15 protein-coding genes are annotated in these 17,725 nt (G+C 50.7%); 1 reads left to right on the top strand and 14 read right to left on the bottom strand.

Annotation, left to right across the window (positions count from 1 at the left end; genetic code table 11):
- Nucleotides 1-2: 2 nt before the first annotated feature.
- The 7 genes from tsaB to cysM form a co-directional block, all read right to left on the bottom strand.
- Nucleotides 3-701 (bottom strand): tRNA (adenosine(37)-N6)-threonylcarbamoyltransferase complex dimerization subunit type 1 TsaB, encoded by a 699-nt coding sequence (gene tsaB, locus ACJJIE_RS01115; RefSeq protein WP_444893241.1) that lies wholly within the window; start codon nucleotides 699-701, stop codon nucleotides 3-5.
- Nucleotides 702-861: 160 nt separating this feature from the next.
- The gene (locus ACJJIE_RS01110) at nucleotides 862-1,659 is read right to left on the bottom strand and encodes a hypothetical protein (protein ID WP_444893240.1); all 798 of its coding nucleotides are present in this window, start codon (nucleotides 1,657-1,659) and stop codon (nucleotides 862-864) included.
- A gap of 266 nt (nucleotides 1,660-1,925) precedes the next feature.
- Entirely contained in the window at nucleotides 1,926-2,924 is a 999-nt protein-coding gene (gene hemH, locus ACJJIE_RS01105) for a ferrochelatase (RefSeq protein ID WP_444893239.1), read from the bottom strand.
- Between the two features lie 169 nt (nucleotides 2,925-3,093).
- On the bottom strand, nucleotides 3,094-3,747 hold the full coding sequence (gene adk / locus ACJJIE_RS01100; RefSeq protein WP_282931972.1) for an adenylate kinase: 654 nt from the start codon (nucleotides 3,745-3,747) through the stop codon (nucleotides 3,094-3,096).
- A gap of 176 nt (nucleotides 3,748-3,923) precedes the next feature.
- Nucleotides 3,924-4,751: a nucleoside triphosphate pyrophosphohydrolase gene (gene mazG, locus ACJJIE_RS01095; protein WP_444893238.1), complete on the bottom strand. Its 828-nt coding sequence runs from the start codon at nucleotides 4,749-4,751 to the stop codon at nucleotides 3,924-3,926.
- Nucleotides 4,752-4,770: 19 nt separating this feature from the next.
- Nucleotides 4,771-7,017 (bottom strand): GTP diphosphokinase, encoded by a 2,247-nt coding sequence (relA, locus tag ACJJIE_RS01090; RefSeq protein ID WP_444893237.1) that lies wholly within the window; start codon nucleotides 7,015-7,017, stop codon nucleotides 4,771-4,773.
- 638 nt (nucleotides 7,018-7,655) lie between these two features.
- A complete protein-coding gene (cysM, locus tag ACJJIE_RS01085) occupies nucleotides 7,656-8,552 on the bottom strand; it encodes a cysteine synthase CysM (RefSeq protein ID WP_413662739.1) in 897 nt (298 codons plus the stop codon).
- Between the two features lie 298 nt (nucleotides 8,553-8,850).
- Between cysM and ACJJIE_RS01080 the strand changes: the two genes are divergently transcribed.
- Nucleotides 8,851-11,682, top strand: coding sequence for a response regulator (locus ACJJIE_RS01080; RefSeq protein WP_444893236.1), 2,832 nt, complete (start codon nucleotides 8,851-8,853; stop codon nucleotides 11,680-11,682).
- On the opposite strand, the gene acpS is transcribed toward ACJJIE_RS01080, so the two are convergent.
- The 7 genes from acpS to lepA all read right to left on the bottom strand — a co-directional run bounded on the left by acpS (nucleotide 11,679) and on the right by lepA (nucleotide 17,654).
- Complete coding sequence (gene acpS, locus ACJJIE_RS01075; RefSeq protein WP_444893235.1) at nucleotides 11,679-12,065, bottom strand: holo-ACP synthase; 387 nt, start codon at nucleotides 12,063-12,065, stop codon at nucleotides 11,679-11,681. The genes ACJJIE_RS01080 and acpS overlap by 4 nt on opposite strands.
- Nucleotides 12,062-12,748 (bottom strand): DNA repair protein RecO, encoded by a 687-nt coding sequence (gene recO, locus ACJJIE_RS01070; RefSeq protein ID WP_444893234.1) that lies wholly within the window; start codon nucleotides 12,746-12,748, stop codon nucleotides 12,062-12,064. Before recO ends, acpS begins: the two co-directional genes overlap by 4 nt.
- A gap of 92 nt (nucleotides 12,749-12,840) precedes the next feature.
- A complete protein-coding gene (gene era / locus ACJJIE_RS01065; protein WP_444893233.1) occupies nucleotides 12,841-13,740 on the bottom strand; it encodes a GTPase Era in 900 nt (299 codons plus the stop codon).
- 122 nt (nucleotides 13,741-13,862) lie between these two features.
- Nucleotides 13,863-14,543 carry a ribonuclease III gene (gene rnc, locus ACJJIE_RS01060; protein ID WP_444893232.1) on the bottom strand — a complete coding sequence of 227 codons (681 nt, stop codon included), beginning with the start codon at nucleotides 14,541-14,543 and terminating at the stop codon, nucleotides 13,863-13,865.
- A complete protein-coding gene (locus tag ACJJIE_RS01055) occupies nucleotides 14,536-14,976 on the bottom strand; it encodes a DUF4845 domain-containing protein (protein WP_444893231.1) in 441 nt (146 codons plus the stop codon). The genes rnc and ACJJIE_RS01055 overlap by 8 nt, the downstream gene beginning before the upstream one ends.
- Before the next feature lie 55 nt (nucleotides 14,977-15,031).
- Entirely contained in the window at nucleotides 15,032-15,799 is a 768-nt protein-coding gene (lepB, locus tag ACJJIE_RS01050; protein WP_444893230.1) for a signal peptidase I, read from the bottom strand.
- Between the two features lie 49 nt (nucleotides 15,800-15,848).
- Nucleotides 15,849-17,654, bottom strand: a complete 1,806-nt coding sequence (gene lepA, locus ACJJIE_RS01045; RefSeq protein ID WP_282931961.1) for a translation elongation factor 4 — start codon at nucleotides 17,652-17,654, stop codon at nucleotides 15,849-15,851.
- Nucleotides 17,655-17,725: the final 71 nt, after the last annotated feature.

The raw sequence follows: 17,725 nt of genomic DNA, 5'->3' as shown, positions 1-17,725 counted from the left end.
TATTAAGATCGGATTTTTTGTCTTTTCTTCCAAGTTACTTCATTGCGCAAATAAACAGGCTCAAGCTCTTCAGCGGTCACTGTATGACCCTGCTCCCATAGTGGTACTGCCAGCTGCGCTATATCCCGAGCGTGAATGAGGCTGGCTTGATCAACGGCAGCCAATGACGCCCCTTCAAAAGCCTCATAATGTAATCCCGGGCCCGCCCCATAGATCGGAGTACAAATCTCCGATTTCTCTAAAGACAGCAGAACCTCCTCCGGGTTCTGTACCGCCTCCGGGATCAAGCTATCGCAGGGAGAGTCACTGGAGTAAACCCCCCAATATACTTGTTGCATACGAGCATCCAGCATTGCCACGACGGGTGACTGTCCCCATTCCGGGTGCGATCGCCGAGCTCCAAGTGCTAGGGCTGCGAGGCTGGAAACCGGAACCACCGGTAGATCTGCAGCATAAGCCAACCCCTGCACACTACTAATTGCTATACGGAGACCAGTAAATGACCCCGGCCCGCGGCTGACAGCAAGAGCATCCAGGTCTGCCAGCTTTATGCCGGCTTCTGCGAGAACGTCATCCACCATTGGCAAAAGGCGACGGGTGTGATCGCGCTCTGCCTGTACAAAACGCTCAATCAGCTGGCCATCAGATATGAGAGCAACAGAACAGGCGCCCGACGTTGTATCCAGGGCAAGTATTTTCACAGCGTTCTTAATCCTGGTCATAAAAAAGGGAGGGAATTGTGGCACGGGAGCGGAGGGGAGTCATGCCCAATATCGCAACCCGCAACTAAAAAACCCCGGACTAACCGGGGTTTATGAGGAGCCTGCCAAAGTTCACATCGTTGAGCCCATATATATGACCCTAGGCGGCCTTTTTCGGTGGCCGGCCTCGACGGGCAGCGCCAGCCTTCGGTGGACGGCCGCGACGGGCTGGAGCCTTCTTAGCAGCTGCTGTCGCAGTCGCTTTCTTGGGTCGTCCGACTCTTTTTGCTGGCTTAGCTGCTGAAGCTGCCTTCTTTGGACGGCCGGCTTTTTTCGCCGTCGCTGTAGCGGCCTTCTTGGGGCGTCCAGGCTTTTTCGCTGCTGTGGCCTTGGCTGCAGGTTTCTTCTTGGCCTTTTGAGTTTCGGCTTTTAATTTGGCTTTAGCCTTCTTCTCTAACTCTTTAACTTTAGCGGCAGCTTTCTTTGCAGCTGCTTTAACCTTAGCTTCAGCCTTCTTCTCAGCAGCCTTCAATTTCTTGGCATGAGCCTTTTCTTTGGTTTTTACCCAGCGTGTTTCAAATGCCTTGAGTGCGGCAGCTAACTCTTTATCTGCTTTGCTGGAGAGGCTCTTAGAGAGACTTTCCACCTTTTCTTTTGCAGCAGCTTCAGCCATATGTACGGCATCCATAGCCTTAGCTTTGGCAAGATCCATCTTTGCCGCTGCCAACTTGGCGCGCAAATCCTTTGCCTTACTATTGGCACTGGCCAGCGAAGTTTTCGCTGTTGCCGCATTACTTTTCTGCGCTCGAGCCTTAGCCTTAGCAACACGGTCCATTTGCGCATCCAGCGATTTCGTCGCTGAATCTACCGCCTTCTGCGCTTTCACGACCGCTGGCGACGCTGCGGTCGCACTAGTTGCTCGTTTCGCGCGTGTACCTTTTTTTACTACTCTTGCCATCCCTTGTCTCCTCACTGAAAGAAGAAGTACATCCAAAAGTGTGCCGGCAGCATTGCCTTTTAGCTATCGAATAAAAACTGGAATCGGCCGTTTTTATTACTTATGCAGAGCGCCGCACCGCCTATTTCGATACAACTTTATCAAAGTTAATAAAAATACCCGGCATTGCAAGTAAAAAAGCGAAAAATGAGAAACTTTTTATAAAAAAAGTATATTTTTCTTATCAATTTTCACTTTTGGGTCCCGTTTTAGCACTTTGGTAGAAATTATTTTGTCCCATTGAGCTTAGTTTGCACAATTCCCGCAAGCGCCTCTATATGATCCTCACGCAAATTTAATGCGGGAATATATCGGTAGTCACTGCCCCCAGCATCAATAAAATTAGCGCGATTCTCTACCGAAATTTCTTCCAATGTTTCCAGGCAATCCGCAGAAAAAGCCGGGCAAATTACATCGACACTACTAACTCCTGTTTTACCCCATTCAATAAGGGTCTTATCGGTGTATGGCTGTAGCCACTCTGCCTTACCAAAGCGCGATTGAAATGTGACTTGCCACTTATCCTCACTGATTTCTAGTTCATCCGCTAATAACCGTGCGGTTTCCATGCAATGGCGATAATAGGGGTCCCCCTTATCCACATTGGCTTTTGGGATACCGTGAAATGAAAGTAACAATTTTTCCGCTGGCCCTGCTTTTTCCCAGTGTTCTTTTACTGAATTGGCCAGGGATTTTATGTAGAGCGGATTTTGGTAATAATCTCGAATCAGAGAAATATCCGGAATATCGCGACTATTGCGAAAAATTTGCGCCACCTGATCATAAATTGCTGCAGTTGTGGTAGCCGAATATTGGGGATATAGGGGAAGCACTATAAAAGACTCGAAACCTTTCTCGCGCAGAGTTTCTATGGTGTTGTCGAGGCGGGGCTCACCATAAGTCATGGCATATTCAACAGCGACATCGCAACCTTTTGCTTTTAAACGCTGCTGCAACAGCTCTGCTTGCTTCTGCGTATAGTAGAGAAGCGGCGATCCTTCCACTTTTGTTTCATCTGCACTGCTATTCCATATTTCCGCATAGGCAGGGGCAATACGTTGTGGACGAAAAGGCAGTACCAAGCAGTTCAATATGGTCAGCCAGATTGGCCGCGGTATCTCGACAACCCTCGGATCTGAAAGGAATTCCCGCAAAAAACTTCTTACTGCTGTAGGTGTAGGCTCAGCTGGAGTACCCAAATTCATCAAAATTATTGCCGTAGACATAAACCACCCCGTTAGAAATCTTATCCTTTCAAGAAATCCTGCCAGTTATCAGGCAGGGAAGAGCGCATACTGCCAGGCCAATACCGCCGTGATCAACTCGCTCAATATCACTTCTGGAGATACAAAAAAGCCCCCAAGTGGGGGCTTTTAAAAAATGTTAGTGACGATCTCAGCTGAGCGCTTCCAACACTTTCTCGCGAATCTCATCCATACCGCCAACACCCATTACCTTGCTGTACTTGGGAGCCGCTTCAGGAGAGCGTGCTTCCAGCTCGCGATAGAAGCCTACCAGCGGTGCTGTCTGCTCGTGATAAACCGCCAAACGGTTGCGAACAGTTTCTTCAGTATCATCTGTACGCTGGATCAGTGCCTCGCCAGTCACATCATCGACACCCTCAGCCTTGGGCGGGTTGTATACGATATGATAGACGCGACCAGAGTTTTCATGAACCCGGCGGCCCGAGAGACGCTTTACGATTTCTTCATCGTCAACAGCGATCTCCAGAACATGATCGATATGTACATCGGCTTCCAGAAGGGCTTCAGCCTGGGGAATGGTGCGAGGGAAACCATCGAACAGGAACCCTTTAGCGCAGTCTTCCTGGGCAATGCGCTCTTTAACTAACGCAATGATCAGGTCGTCAGAAACCAATTTTCCCGCGTCCATAACATCCTTGGCCTGTAGGCCAAGAGGGGTACCCGCCTTCACCGCAGCGCGAAGCATATCGCCGGTGGAGATCTGCGGAATGCCGAACTTCTCTGTTATGAATTGAGCCTGAGTGCCCTTGCCGGCTCCCGGCGCGCCCAAGAGAATAATTCGCATGTTCAGTAAGCCTCCAATACTATCGACGAACCAAAAGCCGCCGCGCTAAAAGAGCGCTACCTTACACTCACACCTCAGATTGGGCAAGATTGCTACCGATACCCCCATAATCCATACAAACCACAGAGTACTAAAAGGGGCTTAAAGCTCCGCTCTATGTAAGCCTGTTAAGATCCCTAGCTATCAGCACCGGGCTCCCGCTGAACTTTGGCCTTGTCCCAAAGTCTGTCCAGTTCCTCCAGCGTTGCCTCTGATACTTGCCGACCTTCACTGTGTAAACTGGACTCAACATAACCAAAACGCCGCTCAAATTTCCTGCTACACCCCCGCAAAGCTGCCTCAGGATCAACCTTCAGGTGGCGGGATGCATTCACACAAGAGAAAAGCAGATCCCCCAGCTCCTCCTTTGCATGCTCCGTATCCCCATTTGTCACGGCCTCCCGCAACTCTGCAACCTCTTCCTCAATCTTATCGAGGACACCATCAATATTGGGCCAGTCAAAACCGACACGGGAGGCGCGCTTCTGTAATTTGGCCGCACGCGTCAAAGCCGGAAGACCCACAGCTACTCCTGCCAGGGTTCCTGCATCCCCTTTGGCAGTGCGTTCGGCCTCTTTAATCGCCTCCCAATTCCTCTTTACTTCAGCTTCATCAAGAGCTTCGGCAGAGCGGTCGCCGTAGAGGGTTCCACTTGGAAAGACATGGGGATGCCTGCGCACTAGTTTGCGTACCAAAGTGTCAACAATCTGGGGGAAATCAAAGTGGTCTTTCTCACGCCCTAACTGGGCATAAAAAATGACTTGGAAGAGCAGATCTCCGAGCTCTTCGTGCAGGTGCTCAAAGTCTTCCTGCTCAATAGCCTCTGCTACCTCATAGGCCTCTTCAATCGTAGAGGGGACAATACTGGCAAAGTTCTGTTTCAGGTCCCAAGGGCAACCGCCCTCAGGGCTGCGAAGCTGAGCCATCAAGTGGAGGAGGTCCTCCACAGAGTAATTCTTTTCCACGGTATTCCTTACTCAACGTTCAGCGCAGAATTCGCCGCTTTGCCGCTGCCACATTGGGCAGTTGATTGATCCGATGTAAAACTTGACTCAACTCTTCAAAGTTGTGGATCTCAGCAGTCACGATCATTTCTACCGTATGCTTGTTCTTATTAGAGCGGGTTTGCATAGCGGTAATATTAATTTTCTGACTGTCCAGCATCACCGTGACATCCCGCAACAGGCCCTGGCGATCGTAGGCTTCGATCATAATTTCAACGGCGTAAAGTTCACGGGGTTTTTCCGCCCAACTTACCTGGAGTACCCTTTCAGACTCCTCAACCTGCATACGCAGCATATTTGCGCAGTCTTTACGATGTATAGAAACCCCGCGCCCAAGGGTGATATACCCCATAATTTCATCGCCTGGAACGGGGTTACAACAGCCGGCAATGTGGGTGAGCAAATTACCCACTCCGTCGATATAGACATCTGCCTTGCCTTCTCCCCGGGCAACTGGAGCCGTCAGCGATGGTACCCGAGGCACATTGTCGACCTTCACCATTCGCTGGGCTGCGTTGAGAACCTGACCCACGCCTATATCACCGGCACCCACTGCCGCATAGAGGTCCTCTAGGGAATGCATGTTGAGCTTGGCTGCCAACTTATCGAAATCGAAATCACTCAGCGCCAGCTGCTTAAATTCCCGGTCGAGAATACTGCGGCCATCGGCGATATTCTGATCCCGAGCCTGCTGCTTAAACCAGTGAATAATCTTGGCTCGGGCACGGGAGGTAGTGATATAGGCCATGCCCGAAGAGAGCCAATCGCGACTCGGCGCTTCGAGTTTTCCTGTGAGGATTTCAACCTGATTGGCTGTCTCCAACCGGTGGTTGAGCGGCACGATTCGGCCATCTACTTTAGCCCCGCGACAACGGTGACCAATTTCTGTATGGATCTTGTAGGCAAAATCTAATGGTGTTGCACCCCGAGGCAGGTCTACAACATGACCGCCGGGGGTAAATACATAAATACGTGAATCTGCCTCACTGGAGCGTAAATCATCTTGTAGTGGGTTACCTCCCACCTCTTCATGCCAGTCGAGCACCTGACGCAACCAGGATATTTTTTGCTCGTAGCTATCTTTACTCTCGCTCTTAAGATCAGTGCCCTTGTAACGCCAGTGAGCACAAACACCGTATTCCGCCTCTTCATGCATAGCAAAAGTTCGGATCTGAACCTCGAGCACCTTTCGCTCGGGGCCAATTACAGCCGTGTGCAGAGAGCGATAACCGTTTTCTTTGGGAGAGGCGATATAATCATCGAATTCATTCGGTATGTTGCGCCAGAGGTTGTGCACTATACCCAGAACCGCATAGCAATCCCTTACTGTTGGGACAAGAATACGCACTGCGCGAATATCATAAACCTGGGAGAAGCCGATATTTTTCCGGCGCATTTTCCGCCAGATACTATAGATATGCTTTGCTCGCCCGTAGACATCACCTTCAATATGGGCACGCTCGAGTTCAGAGCGCAATAGCTCCAATACCTCATCAATATACTGCTGCCGAGCCAGTCTTTTCTCATCCAGCAAGCGAGCAATCTGCTTGTAATCTTCTGGCTCAAGATAGCGAAATGATAGGTCTTCCAATTCCCATTTGATATGACCAATTCCCAGGCGGTGGGCAAGGGGTGCATAAACATCGGCCACTTCACGAGCAACTCTTTGGCGTTTAGCCGGCTCTGAGTTTTTTGCAGCACGAATGGCACAGGTGCGCTCAGCGAGTTTGATCAAAGCGACTCGCACATCGTCGACCAATGCCACCAGCATACGCCGGATATTCTCTGAATGTTCCTCTACCGCACCACTCGGGCTCTCTTCTCCGGTATCTGCGCTGCGACTGCGAATCGCAGCCATACGCAAAACGCCACGAATCAGCTTGGCAACTCGCTCACCAAATTCTTTTTCCACAGCTTCCAGTGGCAGGCGTTTTTCACGTACGGCGCGGTACAGCACCGCCGCGACAAGTGCTTCCGAGTCTATTTGTAAGTCGGCGAGAATCTCAGCCATCTCAAGGCCAGTGGCAAAACTGCTAGCGCCCTCAGCCCAGATATTTTCCGCCTCAATCGCGCGCTGTTCTGCTTCGGCACTCACCTCAGCTGCGCGCCGCAAAGTTACTATCGCAGAACCATCCAGGCCCGCGAGTTTCTGTACATGGCGCAACCAGGATTCAAGGTCGAGTTCACCTTCTCCACCAAAGGAATGATGCTTTCTTACTTGAACCATCTTTTAACAAGAGTCATTTGTGTTATTGGCATAATTTTGTCGTTACCTGGCTTAGCAGCACATTTACTCAGTGCTCATGCTGGATTAAGCGCTTCTCTATCATAGGTTTGAACTCACCAAAGTCCATGATTTTCTGTATACATTTCAATAAGCTGCGCGAAATTCAGCAGTTTTTAGTACCAATTTGAGTGGGAGGGTATAAGTCTTGTCCAGCTTGTTGACCTTTTAACCAACAGTAAACCTGCAAAACCAATGCCTATAGAAAACTAAAATTGTGATATTGGGGAATATCGAGAGAAGTGAACAGGTTGCATTTGTTACTTAAAAGTGAATTTCTCCACCTCTACATGAACACAAAACAAGGCTTTACCGAACTTTACAAACTATCAGTTTTTGTATTTACCGGCTTAGTTATTGCTTTTTTTAACTGGAAATGCACATATAGCAGTAGGATTAGAGGCTCCCCCCAAAAAAAGGGGCAAAAGAGATGATTGTAAATTGATTGGCGAATCACTTTACAAAGCTGCGAATCTCACAAAGTTTTTGCTAGTAGATATCAGGCACAATGCTGGAGTTAAAGCACTTTATTTCCAGCATTGATCAATAAAATAAGATAAATTAGAGAATAAAAGTAAGAACTATTTTGGGGAGGCAAAAAGTCCTGAAGATAAATAACGATCTCCACGATCACAGACAATTGCAACAATCGTCGCATTTTCTAGCTGCGCAGACAGCCTTAAAGCACCGGCTACCGCCCCTCCAGAGGAAACGCCACAAAAAATACCCTCTTCTTTCGCTAGCCTGCGAGTCATATCCTCAGCTTCTCGCTGGTCCATATCCATGACCATATCCACTTGCTCAGGAACAAAAATCTTAGGTAAGTATGCCTCCGGCCAACGGCGAATCCCCGGAATACTGGAGCCTTCAGTTGGCTGCAATCCAACGATTTGAATATCGGGATTTTGCTCCTTCAAGTAACGCCCGCATCCCATAATGGTACCGGTTGTACCCATTGAGGAGACAAAGTGAGTCACCGTTCCAGAGGTCTGCTGCCAAATCTCCGGACCGGTTCCCTCATAGTGAGCCAGGGGATTATCGCTATTGGCAAACTGGTTCAGTACCAATCCTTTCTTATCTTCTTGCATTTGCAAAGCTAAGTCCCGCGCACCCTCCATACCTTCTTCAGCGCTAACCAATATCAACTCAGCGCCATAAGCTGTCATTGAAGCCTTGCGCTCCTCTGTAGCACTGTCGGGCATAATCAATATCATTTGATAGCCCTTAATCGCTGCAGCCATTGCCAGGGCAATTCCCGTATTACCGCTGGTCGCTTCAATCAGGGTATCTCCCGGAGAAATATATCCTGCAGCTTCCGCATGGTTGATCATTGAAAGTGCCGGGCGGTCTTTTACCGAACCCGCAGGGTTATTGCCTTCCAGCTTGAGCAAAACAGTATTACTGGTATCACCTGGCAGGCGCTGTAGTTTAACCAGCGGGGTATTGCCTACGCAGTCAGCAATTGTTGGATAATCCATAATGCAATAAATTCCAGAAAAATCTCGCGGGGTCCAAGTGTACAGCAAGCGGTACTATGCACTAAATACCGTCTACTTTGGTCTACTCCCTACCCAGGTTATTAAGGGAGATATACCTGAAGCGGTATTATTCAGATGGCTATGCCGCGCTATCTAATCTTGGCAAAGTGAATCTTTAAGCCTCTAAAACGCGCATATTGTGACAAAAAAGAAGCGTTTTCTGATAAGTGAATGAGTGCGCTCAGATGTACATAACGGTAAAATGAGGGAAAAATAATCGTACAAGGCCCCTCTTAACATGGCCCCAGGCAACCCTATTCTCTCAATCGAGGAACCAGAGCAACCTCGATCCTTACGAACCCTGGTATTTCGCCTTACTGTAGCACCCGCACTAATTCTGTCCTTGCTCCTCGCTCTCGTTTTCACCCTGCAGCAAATGCACGATCGTCGCCAATTGCTATTAAGCCACGGTCGAGCCAGCGCCGAACAGCTAGCTGAACTAATTGAGATGAGCGGGGGCCATCCAGCTGAACTTAGAATGGAATGGCTGCGTAAAAGTTTGCTGGCGCTTATGCTGGAAAAAGATATGGTCAGATCTGTTCATGTCTACTCCACCGAACCCAGCCCCAAGCTAGCTCTCAACCCCAGCACCGGACTCAGCTTGCTGGCCAGTGTCGGGCCGCGTCCACGCACCCCCATTAGCAGAGACACCCTTAACAAGCGCGAACCCTTTATTTTTGAAGATGATGAGACCCTTCAGGTTTTACAGCCATTGAAAGGCGATATCACCACCTGCTGGATAAGTATTGAGCTACATCGCCCCTATTTCCTGGTGGGAACTTACCAAGTTTTACTCGTAGGCTTGGTGGGGTTGATTCTCTGTACCCTAGCCGCGCTGGCTTGGTCGGTCATCATGTCTGAGCGCTTTGCTCACAGCCTGATTAGAATGGGACATACTCTGGAGGCGATTGGCAGAGGTGAGTTTGATCGACGCACCCATGAAACGGAGAATCGAGAACTCGCTCAACTGGGAAACCAAATTAACGAGATGGCTGAAAACCTGTCCAGTTACCAACAGGAATACAAAGCCAACTTGCTCCAGTCTATGGATGACCTGCGCCAATCCCTGGACAGTATGGAAGAACAAAATATTGAGCTGGACTTAGCACGTAAAAGGGCGCAGGAAGCAAGCAGGATTAAATCGACGTTCCTAGCCAATACCAGTCACGAGATTCGCACACCTTTAAATGGAATTATCGGTTTTACCAACCTGTTGTTAAAAACTGGAATTGATGAGCTACAGCAGGATTACCTGCAAACCATTTTACGCTCATCGGAAAACCTGTTGACTACCATCAACGACATCCTGGACTTTTCCCGCATTGAGTCCGGCAACCTGGTCCTTGACCATATCCCTATGGACCTTGGCTTACTACTTGAAGAGACCCTGCAAATACTGGCCCCAAACGCCTATGAGCACCATCTGGAACTGGTGCCTTTGATCGATTCTCAACTCCCTCCCACTTTAATCGGAGACCCATTACGAATTAAGCAAATACTTACAAACTTGGTGGGTAACGCGGTGCGCAGCTCGGCAAATGGCAATATCCCCGTGCGCTTGTCAGTACATAGCGTTAATAACTCAGAACTTGTACTCCGTATTTCGGTTACCGGCCTGGGTAACCGTATTGACGAGGCTGGTCGCCGTGAAATTGAGAACATCCTCACCAGCAAGTCCCCACAGCTCACCCAACAAATCAGCGCAAATGGTTTAGGGATGTCTATAGCCCGCAGCCTAGTTGAGAGGATGAGCGGCTGCACAGGTATTGAAGAAACAGCCAATGACGGCAGCACCTGTTGGGTGCAAATTTCCCTCCAGGCTGAACGCAATCGAGGCATGTATCCGCGTATTCAATATCCTGGCTGCCGAATTTTACTTGCAGACCCCAACCCAGTTACACGGACCCAGGTAGCCCAGCTACTCAGCCAATGGCAAGTGGAGCCCATAGAACTCGGCGATACCGATACTCTGCAACCGGCAATCGAGCAAATGTGGCGGCACGATGCCCTACCGGATGCGGTTATTATCGATACAGCTACTGCCAAAGGTGATTTTGATAATTTCAGTAGCAAAGTGCAGTCGCTGGTTGATACCTATCAGTGCCGCGTGATCGTACTGGGCCCACCCGCTGAATTGCGTCGCTGCTACGACCAACTACGCACCCGCACTCTCACTTTCCTTAGCAAACCCGTCACCCGAGACAATTTGCTGCGATCCCTGAAACGAGCAGTACCACAGCAGGGGCAGCAGCGGGTTAGTGGCGGGGTACAGGCGCTACCGTGGCCCGCACCACCGCGCGTGCTGGCAGTGGATGACCACGCGGCAAACCGCCGACTGGTCGGCGAACTTCTGCGAGCACAAGATGTAGAAGTCGTTATTGCAGCAAGCGGCGAAGAAGCTCTACAGCTCTGGCAGCAGGGAGCTTTCGACCTGGTGTTTATGGATATTCAAATGCCCGAAATGGATGGTATCGAAGCTACACGTCTGATTCGTGAGCAGGAGACCGGCCGCCGTACTCCAATCATTGCCCTCACCGCCCACGCCGGCGCCGAAGAAAAAGCACGCCTGCTGTCTGCGGGACTGGACGACTACTTAAGCAAGCCTGTTAGCGAGGCCCAGCTCTCCCATATGATCAAGCGCTGGCTTAAGATCATCACTCCCCAGGCCGCAGAAAAAGTGAAGATTGAGGAGATGCGCCTGGTAGACATTAGCGAATGCCTGACCCTCGCCAACGGCGATGCCAAGCTGGCCAGGGACATGCTGCGCATGTTGATTGACGGTCTCAGTTCAGATGAGAGAGAACTGGAAAGGTTGTACAACCTTGGGGATTACAAGGGCATGTTCGAACTCACTCATCGCATGCACGGTGGCTGCTGCTATTGCGGAGTTTCACGCTTGAGAGAATCAACTTGCGTGTTACAAGAGGCATTGCGCACTATCCAAGGGTCCGATGCCCAAGCCTTTGACCAGCGCAAACTCAATGCTGTTCTCAGGGAGATCGGGGCCCTGCGCGAGTGGGCTTCTGAACAAGACTTGGATGCGCTCTTTGGCCTGGAGGTAGTTGCCTAGCAGGATTCAAATACCACGAATGCCACGGCCGAATCTTTTTCATCGGACAGGCTGAGGTGGATTCTGTCCACACCAAGTTTTTCGGCCCTCTCCTCAGCTGCGCCCGCCAGTACTACCTGCGGTGCAGCTCCCTTGCGGCGACGGACATCAATGTCCTGCCAGGAAACCCCTTCACCAATCCCAGTGCCCAAGGCCTTGGCTACAGCCTCCTTCGCCGCAAATCGCTTACACAAATATGCAGCGCGGATGGGCTCAGCCATAGAATAAAAGTCCTTCCTTTCCGCACTGCTAAGAACACGCTCAACAAAGCGATCACCAAAGCGCTGCCACGCAACCTCAATACGGTCGTAGTTACAAATATCGGTGCCAATACTAACTATCATTTTTTTCCGTAAACCTGTCGAAAAAGCTCTCTGCTCTGCAAAGGCTTATCCCCCAGTACTCTCCTCAACAATAAACGTGTCAGGCGCTTTGCTGGCGCTAAAGCCTCACTTGACCAGCCGCCCCCATTCATAGCGCTATCCATTCCCGTTAGTTCGGCACCTGAAAAAAAATACTCTCCCAGACTCTCATCATTGGAGCGGTGAACAGGCATTACACCCCACTCATCATCCAGGCGATAAACCCCGCCTTCATTTACAAGGTCTCCTTGCGGGCCGCAAATATTGAGGGATGGGCAGGTACCGAGCTCCAGGAGCAGTTGTAACTCAAAGCAACGAAGCGGACCTTCCAGTTCAGCATTGGAGAGTCCCTCCAGCTGGGACAGAGATTCCAGCAGGCTCTGATAAGCTGCAAACAGCGTGTAATGCGCCTCGCCCTCGGGAAGGAGCCTTACCATCAGTTCATTGGCATAAAGGCCCGCATAAACCGCTCGGCTTTTGAGCCATAGTGGTACACCAACATTTTCGACTGGACCGAGCATTTTAAGTGAACCCGCTCCCATCAATGTGACAAGCAACGGGGTGAAGGGCTGCAACGCTTGTTGGCGGCGCTGCTTGTCACGACGGGCCCCACGGGCGACACAGCCCAGCCGGCCGTAATCGGGCGTGAAAAGCTCCAGGATCAAACTGGAGTCTTTATAGGGCCGCGAATGGAGGATATATGCGGGCTGAGGCGGTTGAGGCGTTTTCATAGGTGCAGGGGAAATTGCCCTGATGATTACTCGTCTCTGTAACCGAGACTGCGCAGAGCCCGCTCATCATCAGACCAACCAGATTTCACCTTCACCCACAAATTGAGCATTATCTTGCTATCAAACAAGCGCTCCATATCTTCTCTAGCCTGGCTGCCAATCTGTTTGATTCGCTCGCCCTTATTTCCAATGATGATACGTTTTTGGCCCGCTCGCTCAACCAAAATAGCAGCGCTGATATGCAAGACCTTACCCTCTTGGGCAAACTCCTCTACCTCCACAGTAACTTGGTAGGGAACCTCGGCACCCAATTGACGCATAATCTTTTCACGAACAATTTCTGCTGCGAGAAAGCGCGAGCTGCGGTCGGTCACTTGATCTTCGGGGAAGAAATGCTGCCCCTCAGGCAAGTGCTTCAGAATAACCTCTTCCAGAGTATCCAGATTTACGTTGCGCAAGGCTGATATGGGAACAATTTCAGCTTTTGGATGCTCCTCAGCCAGGGCTTGTAGCTGGGGCAGTAGATCAGCTTTATCCTCGAGCTGATCCACCTTGTTCACGGCGATAATTAATGGGCATTTAATACCGCGCAGCTTCTCTGCCACCAACTGGTCTGCCTCACTCCAACGAGTGCGCTCTACAACAAACACCACTACATCCACATCCCGCGCAGCACTGGCGGCAGCTCGATTCATATAGCGGTTGATCGCTTTCTCTTGGTCGGAATGCAGGCCCGGAGTATCGACAAAAATAATCTGGTTTGGACCTTCGGTTTTAATACCGAGCATATTGTGACGAGTCGTCTGCGGCTTGCGCGAAGTAATCGCAAGCTTCTGCCCTAGCAAGTGGTTCAACAGTGTGGATTTTCCCACGTTGGGGCGGCCGACAATCGCGACATAGCCACAGCGAGAAGGTTGTTCGCTCAAGAATTTTCTCCGAAAGAGTTGGAGGTCTCCGGGAAGCCCGGAGCCAGAAGTGCCCCCAGTGATATCGAGGGCTGTCAGCGCGATGCGGGACACTAATCCGGCACAACGCCTCTATTGTAAGGTTAGTCCTGCCCGGTGAGGAGCTTGTAGGCTTCAACCGCCGCCGTCTTTTCAGCATTGCGACGACTGCTGGCTTCTCCCTTCACCGGCTGTGTAAGTCCACTGACACGACATTCCACTACGAAATGCTGGGCGTGCTCAGCACCAGAGACATCCACAACTTTATATTCAGGCAATGGTTTTTTACGTGCCTGTAACCACTCCTGCAAGCGGGTTTTGGGGTCCTTCATAGTCTCCAATGATAGCCCCTGCAAGCGCAGAGCAAACCATTCGAGTACCCGGGCTCGAGCTGCTTCCAAGCCAGCGTCCAGATAGATGGCTCCAATCAAGGCCTCCACAGCATCAGCGAGAATCGACGCCCGGCGAAAGCCGCCACTTTTCATTTCACCTTCACCAAGGCGCAAGCAATCTCCAATCTCCAGCTCCCGAGCCAGTTTTGCCAGCGTTTCTCCGCTAACTAATTGGGCCCTCAAACGGCTCAACTGCCCCTCGCGTCCATTGGGGAACTGCTCATAAAGGGCCGCGCCGATGGTGAACCCAAGGATAGAATCGCCCAGAAACTCCAAGCGCTCATTATTACGGCTGCCATGGGATCGGTGAGTAAGCGCCAACTCTAGCAGCTCAGCCTGATCAAAATCATGGCCGAGGCGCTTGCAAAGGCGTTCCAGTAAAAGATCAGTCACGTTTGCGGAATTGCTCCAAATCGATCAGCGCATCACAGCAAAGTTCTGGCTTTGCCGTGTCGAGCTGCTTATTAAACTTCATCACAACGTCAACGTTGTACATCAATGGCTGGCGCAACTCGTAATCGATGCTCACCACAGTCCCTTTAGCTCCACGGACTACCTTTACCGATTTGGTCGGTTCTCCGCGTACGTTATTAACCAAAAAAAACCGGCTCAGCTCTTTTTTGATTTGACCAGTGGTCATATTTTCCAGGTTTGGGTTTTCTCCAAGGGATTTTAACCCTTCAGTAACGTAACGGGCATCTACATAAGCTGGCGCCATCTTGGAGGCGCAGGTCAGAGCAAAGCCGATCACAGCAATAACCAATAACCAGCCCCAGTAACTCATACCGCGTTGGTGCTGCAGAGAAAAGTTGAGTGTATTACCCATAAAAATATGCCCTCTATCCCTTATAAATAACCGGGCTAATACCCGGTTGGTTTCATTATTGGATTGAGCCTACACGCTTAAAGCTGGGCAAACTGAGCAGCTTGTCCCAGTGCATCCAAATGGCGAAAGCTTTGCCAACGATATCTTTCTCTGGAACAAAACCCCACTCCCGGCTATCCAGGCTGTTATCGCGGTTGTCGCCCATCATGAAGTAATGCCCTTCAGGCACTACACCACTGAAATTGCTGTACTGCCTGGGATGGACACTTTTCTGCATCTCGTGGCGATAACCATCGAGATCTTCCCACATAACCTCAGTTTGTGGATTGCTCGGAGGAATAGCTCGGATCAATTCTTGGCGAGCCAGCTCACCGTTCACATAGAGCACATTGTTTTTCAGCTCTATTCTGTCACCGGGCAATCCGATCACCCGCTTGATGTAATAGGTATCGTTGTTGTGAGGTGGGAAAAACACCATAACATCGCCACGCTTGGGCTCGCCTACATCCATAACCTTGGTACGGGAAACTGGCAAGCGTACGCCGTAGGCATATTTGTTAACCAGGATAAAATCCCCGACTTCCAGCGTTGGAATCATTGAACCTGAAGGAATCTGGAAGGGCTCGACAATAAAAGAGCGCAGAACAAATACGATCGCCAGAATTGGGAAAAAAGACTTCGCATACTCAACGACGATTGGGTCGGCTTGCTGGTCCCCAACTTTCTTTTTCCGTTGACGGGCGAAAAACAGGCTGTCGACCAACCAGATTCCGCCACTAATCACAACTAACCAAAGCAGAATCAGAGGTAAATTGATATCCATTACTTTTCTCTACTATTCCTTATTTTTGTCGTGGCGTAGGGCCGAAACTCTACTGATCCACCTTCAGCACCGCCAAGAATGCTTCCTGAGGTACTTCAACACGACCCAGCTGCTTCATTCTGCGCTTGCCCGCTTTCTGTTTCTCAAGCAGCTTTTTCTTACGGGTAACATCACCACCGTAACATTTGGCCGTCACATTTTTACGCAACGCCTTCACCGTGGTTCTGGAGACTACTTGGCCACCAATGGCCGCCTGGATAGCCACATCAAACATCTGGCGAGGAATCAGCTCCTTCATCTTCTCCGCCATAGCACGGCCTTTCTGCTGCGCGTTATCGCGGTGGACGATCAAGGCCAGGGCATCTACACGGTCACCATTAATCAGGATATCCAGGCGCACTAACTTAGCCGCTTCAAAACGGACAAAGCTGTAATCCAAAGAGGCAAAGCCACGGCTTACAGACTTGAGGCGGTCGAAGAAGTCCATGACCACTTCACTCATCGGCAGTTCATAGCGCAGGGACACCTGGGAACCCACATACTGCATATCCTTTTGGATACCCCGCTTTTCTACGCACAGAGTAATTACATTACCCAAATACTCCTGTGGCACAAGAATATTCACCTCGGCAATCGGTTCCCTCATCTCTTCAATGGAACCTACATCCGGCAGACGCGATGGGTTGTCCACCATCACAGTCTCGCCATCTGACTGCTCAACCTCGTAAACCACCGTCGGCGCGGTAGTGATCAGGTCCAGGTCGTACTCACGCTCCAGGCGCTCCTGGATAATTTCCATGTGCAGCATACCGAGGAAGCCGCAGCGAAAACCAAAGCCCAGTGCATCGGATGTTTCCGGCTCATAGAACAGGGAAGCATCGTTCAGGGAAAGTTTCTCCAGCGCGTCCCGGAAGGCCTCATAGTCATCAGAACTGACCGGGAATAGGCCGGCATAGACCTGGGGCTTAACTTTCTGGAAGCCCGGCAGCATATCGATGTCATCGGCGCCCTTGGCATGGGTCAGGGTATCGCCCACCGGGGCACCGTGAATATCCTTGATGCCTGCCACTACAAAGCCCACTTCACCAGCGCGAAGTACACCGGTTTCATGGCGCTTGGGCGTGAAAATACCGACGCTGTCCACAACGTGGGCGCGACCGATAGACTTGGTGACAATCTTTTCCTTGGTCTTCAGCGTGCCCTGGACAACACGCACCAGAGAAACAACGCCCAGGTAACTATCGAACCACGAGTCGATAATCAGCGCCTGCAGAGGAGCACCCACATCGCCTTCGGGCGGCGGCACCAAGCGCACCAGATCTTCCAACACATCTTCGACACCCAGGCCGGATTTGGCGCTGCAACGGGTCGCTTCGGCGGCATCAATACCGATAATGTCCTCGATCTCTTCTGCAACCTTTTCTGGGTCTGCTTGCGGCAAGTCCATCTTGTTCAGGACCGGGATAACTTCTAGTCCCTGCTCAATGGCCGTATAACAGTTGGCAACCGACTGGGCTTCAACGCCCTGAGCAGCATCAACCACTAACAGTGCGCCTTCACAAGCAGCCAGAGAGCGGGATACCTCATAGGAGAAGTCCACGTGCCCCGGGGTATCAATAAAGTTCAGCTGATAGGTCTTACCATCGCGCGCGTTATAGTCGAGCGTCACACTCTGCGCCTTGATGGTAATCCCACGCTCGCGCTCGAGCTCCATGCTGTCCAGCACCTGTTCAGCCATCTCCCGATCGGAGAGGCCACCACAGTCCTGGATAAAGCGGTCAGCCAGGGTAGATTTCCCGTGGTCGATATGGGCAATAATGGAGAAATTGCGGATATGAGAGAGATCTGTGGCCACTGCGGAATAAAAACCCTTGCAAAATCATATGATTAGCCGGCTATAGTGCCAACTGTGTGGCGCAAGTCTAA

This window comes from Microbulbifer maximicatervae (SeqCode) (assembly GCF_052467325.1).
Note: the sequence above shows the minus strand (reverse complement) of the source record. Positions and strands in the feature narration are given on the sequence as shown.

Bases quoted from the DNA above. Each gene is read 5' to 3' on its own strand.
- acpS (WP_444893235.1), bottom strand. From the start codon at position 12,065: ATGATAGTTAGTATTGGCACCGATATTTGTAACTACGACCGTATTGAG.
- ACJJIE_RS01080 (WP_444893236.1), top strand. From the start codon at position 8,851: ATGGCCCCAGGCAACCCTATTCTCTCAATCGAGGAACCAGAGCAACCT.
- adk (WP_282931972.1), bottom strand. From the start codon at position 3,747: ATGCGAATTATTCTCTTGGGCGCGCCGGGAGCCGGCAAGGGCACTCAG.
- hemH (WP_444893239.1), bottom strand. From the start codon at position 2,924: ATGTCTACGGCAATAATTTTGATGAATTTGGGTACTCCAGCTGAGCCT.
- ACJJIE_RS01110 (WP_444893240.1), bottom strand. From the start codon at position 1,659: ATGGCAAGAGTAGTAAAAAAAGGTACACGCGCGAAACGAGCAACTAGT.
- relA (WP_444893237.1), bottom strand. From the start codon at position 7,017: ATGGTTCAAGTAAGAAAGCATCATTCCTTTGGTGGAGAAGGTGAACTC.
- ACJJIE_RS01055 (WP_444893231.1), bottom strand. From the start codon at position 14,976: ATGGGTAATACACTCAACTTTTCTCTGCAGCACCAACGCGGTATGAGT.
- lepB (WP_444893230.1), bottom strand. From the start codon at position 15,799: ATGGATATCAATTTACCTCTGATTCTGCTTTGGTTAGTTGTGATTAGT.
- cysM (WP_413662739.1), bottom strand. From the start codon at position 8,552: ATGGATTATCCAACAATTGCTGACTGCGTAGGCAATACCCCGCTGGTT.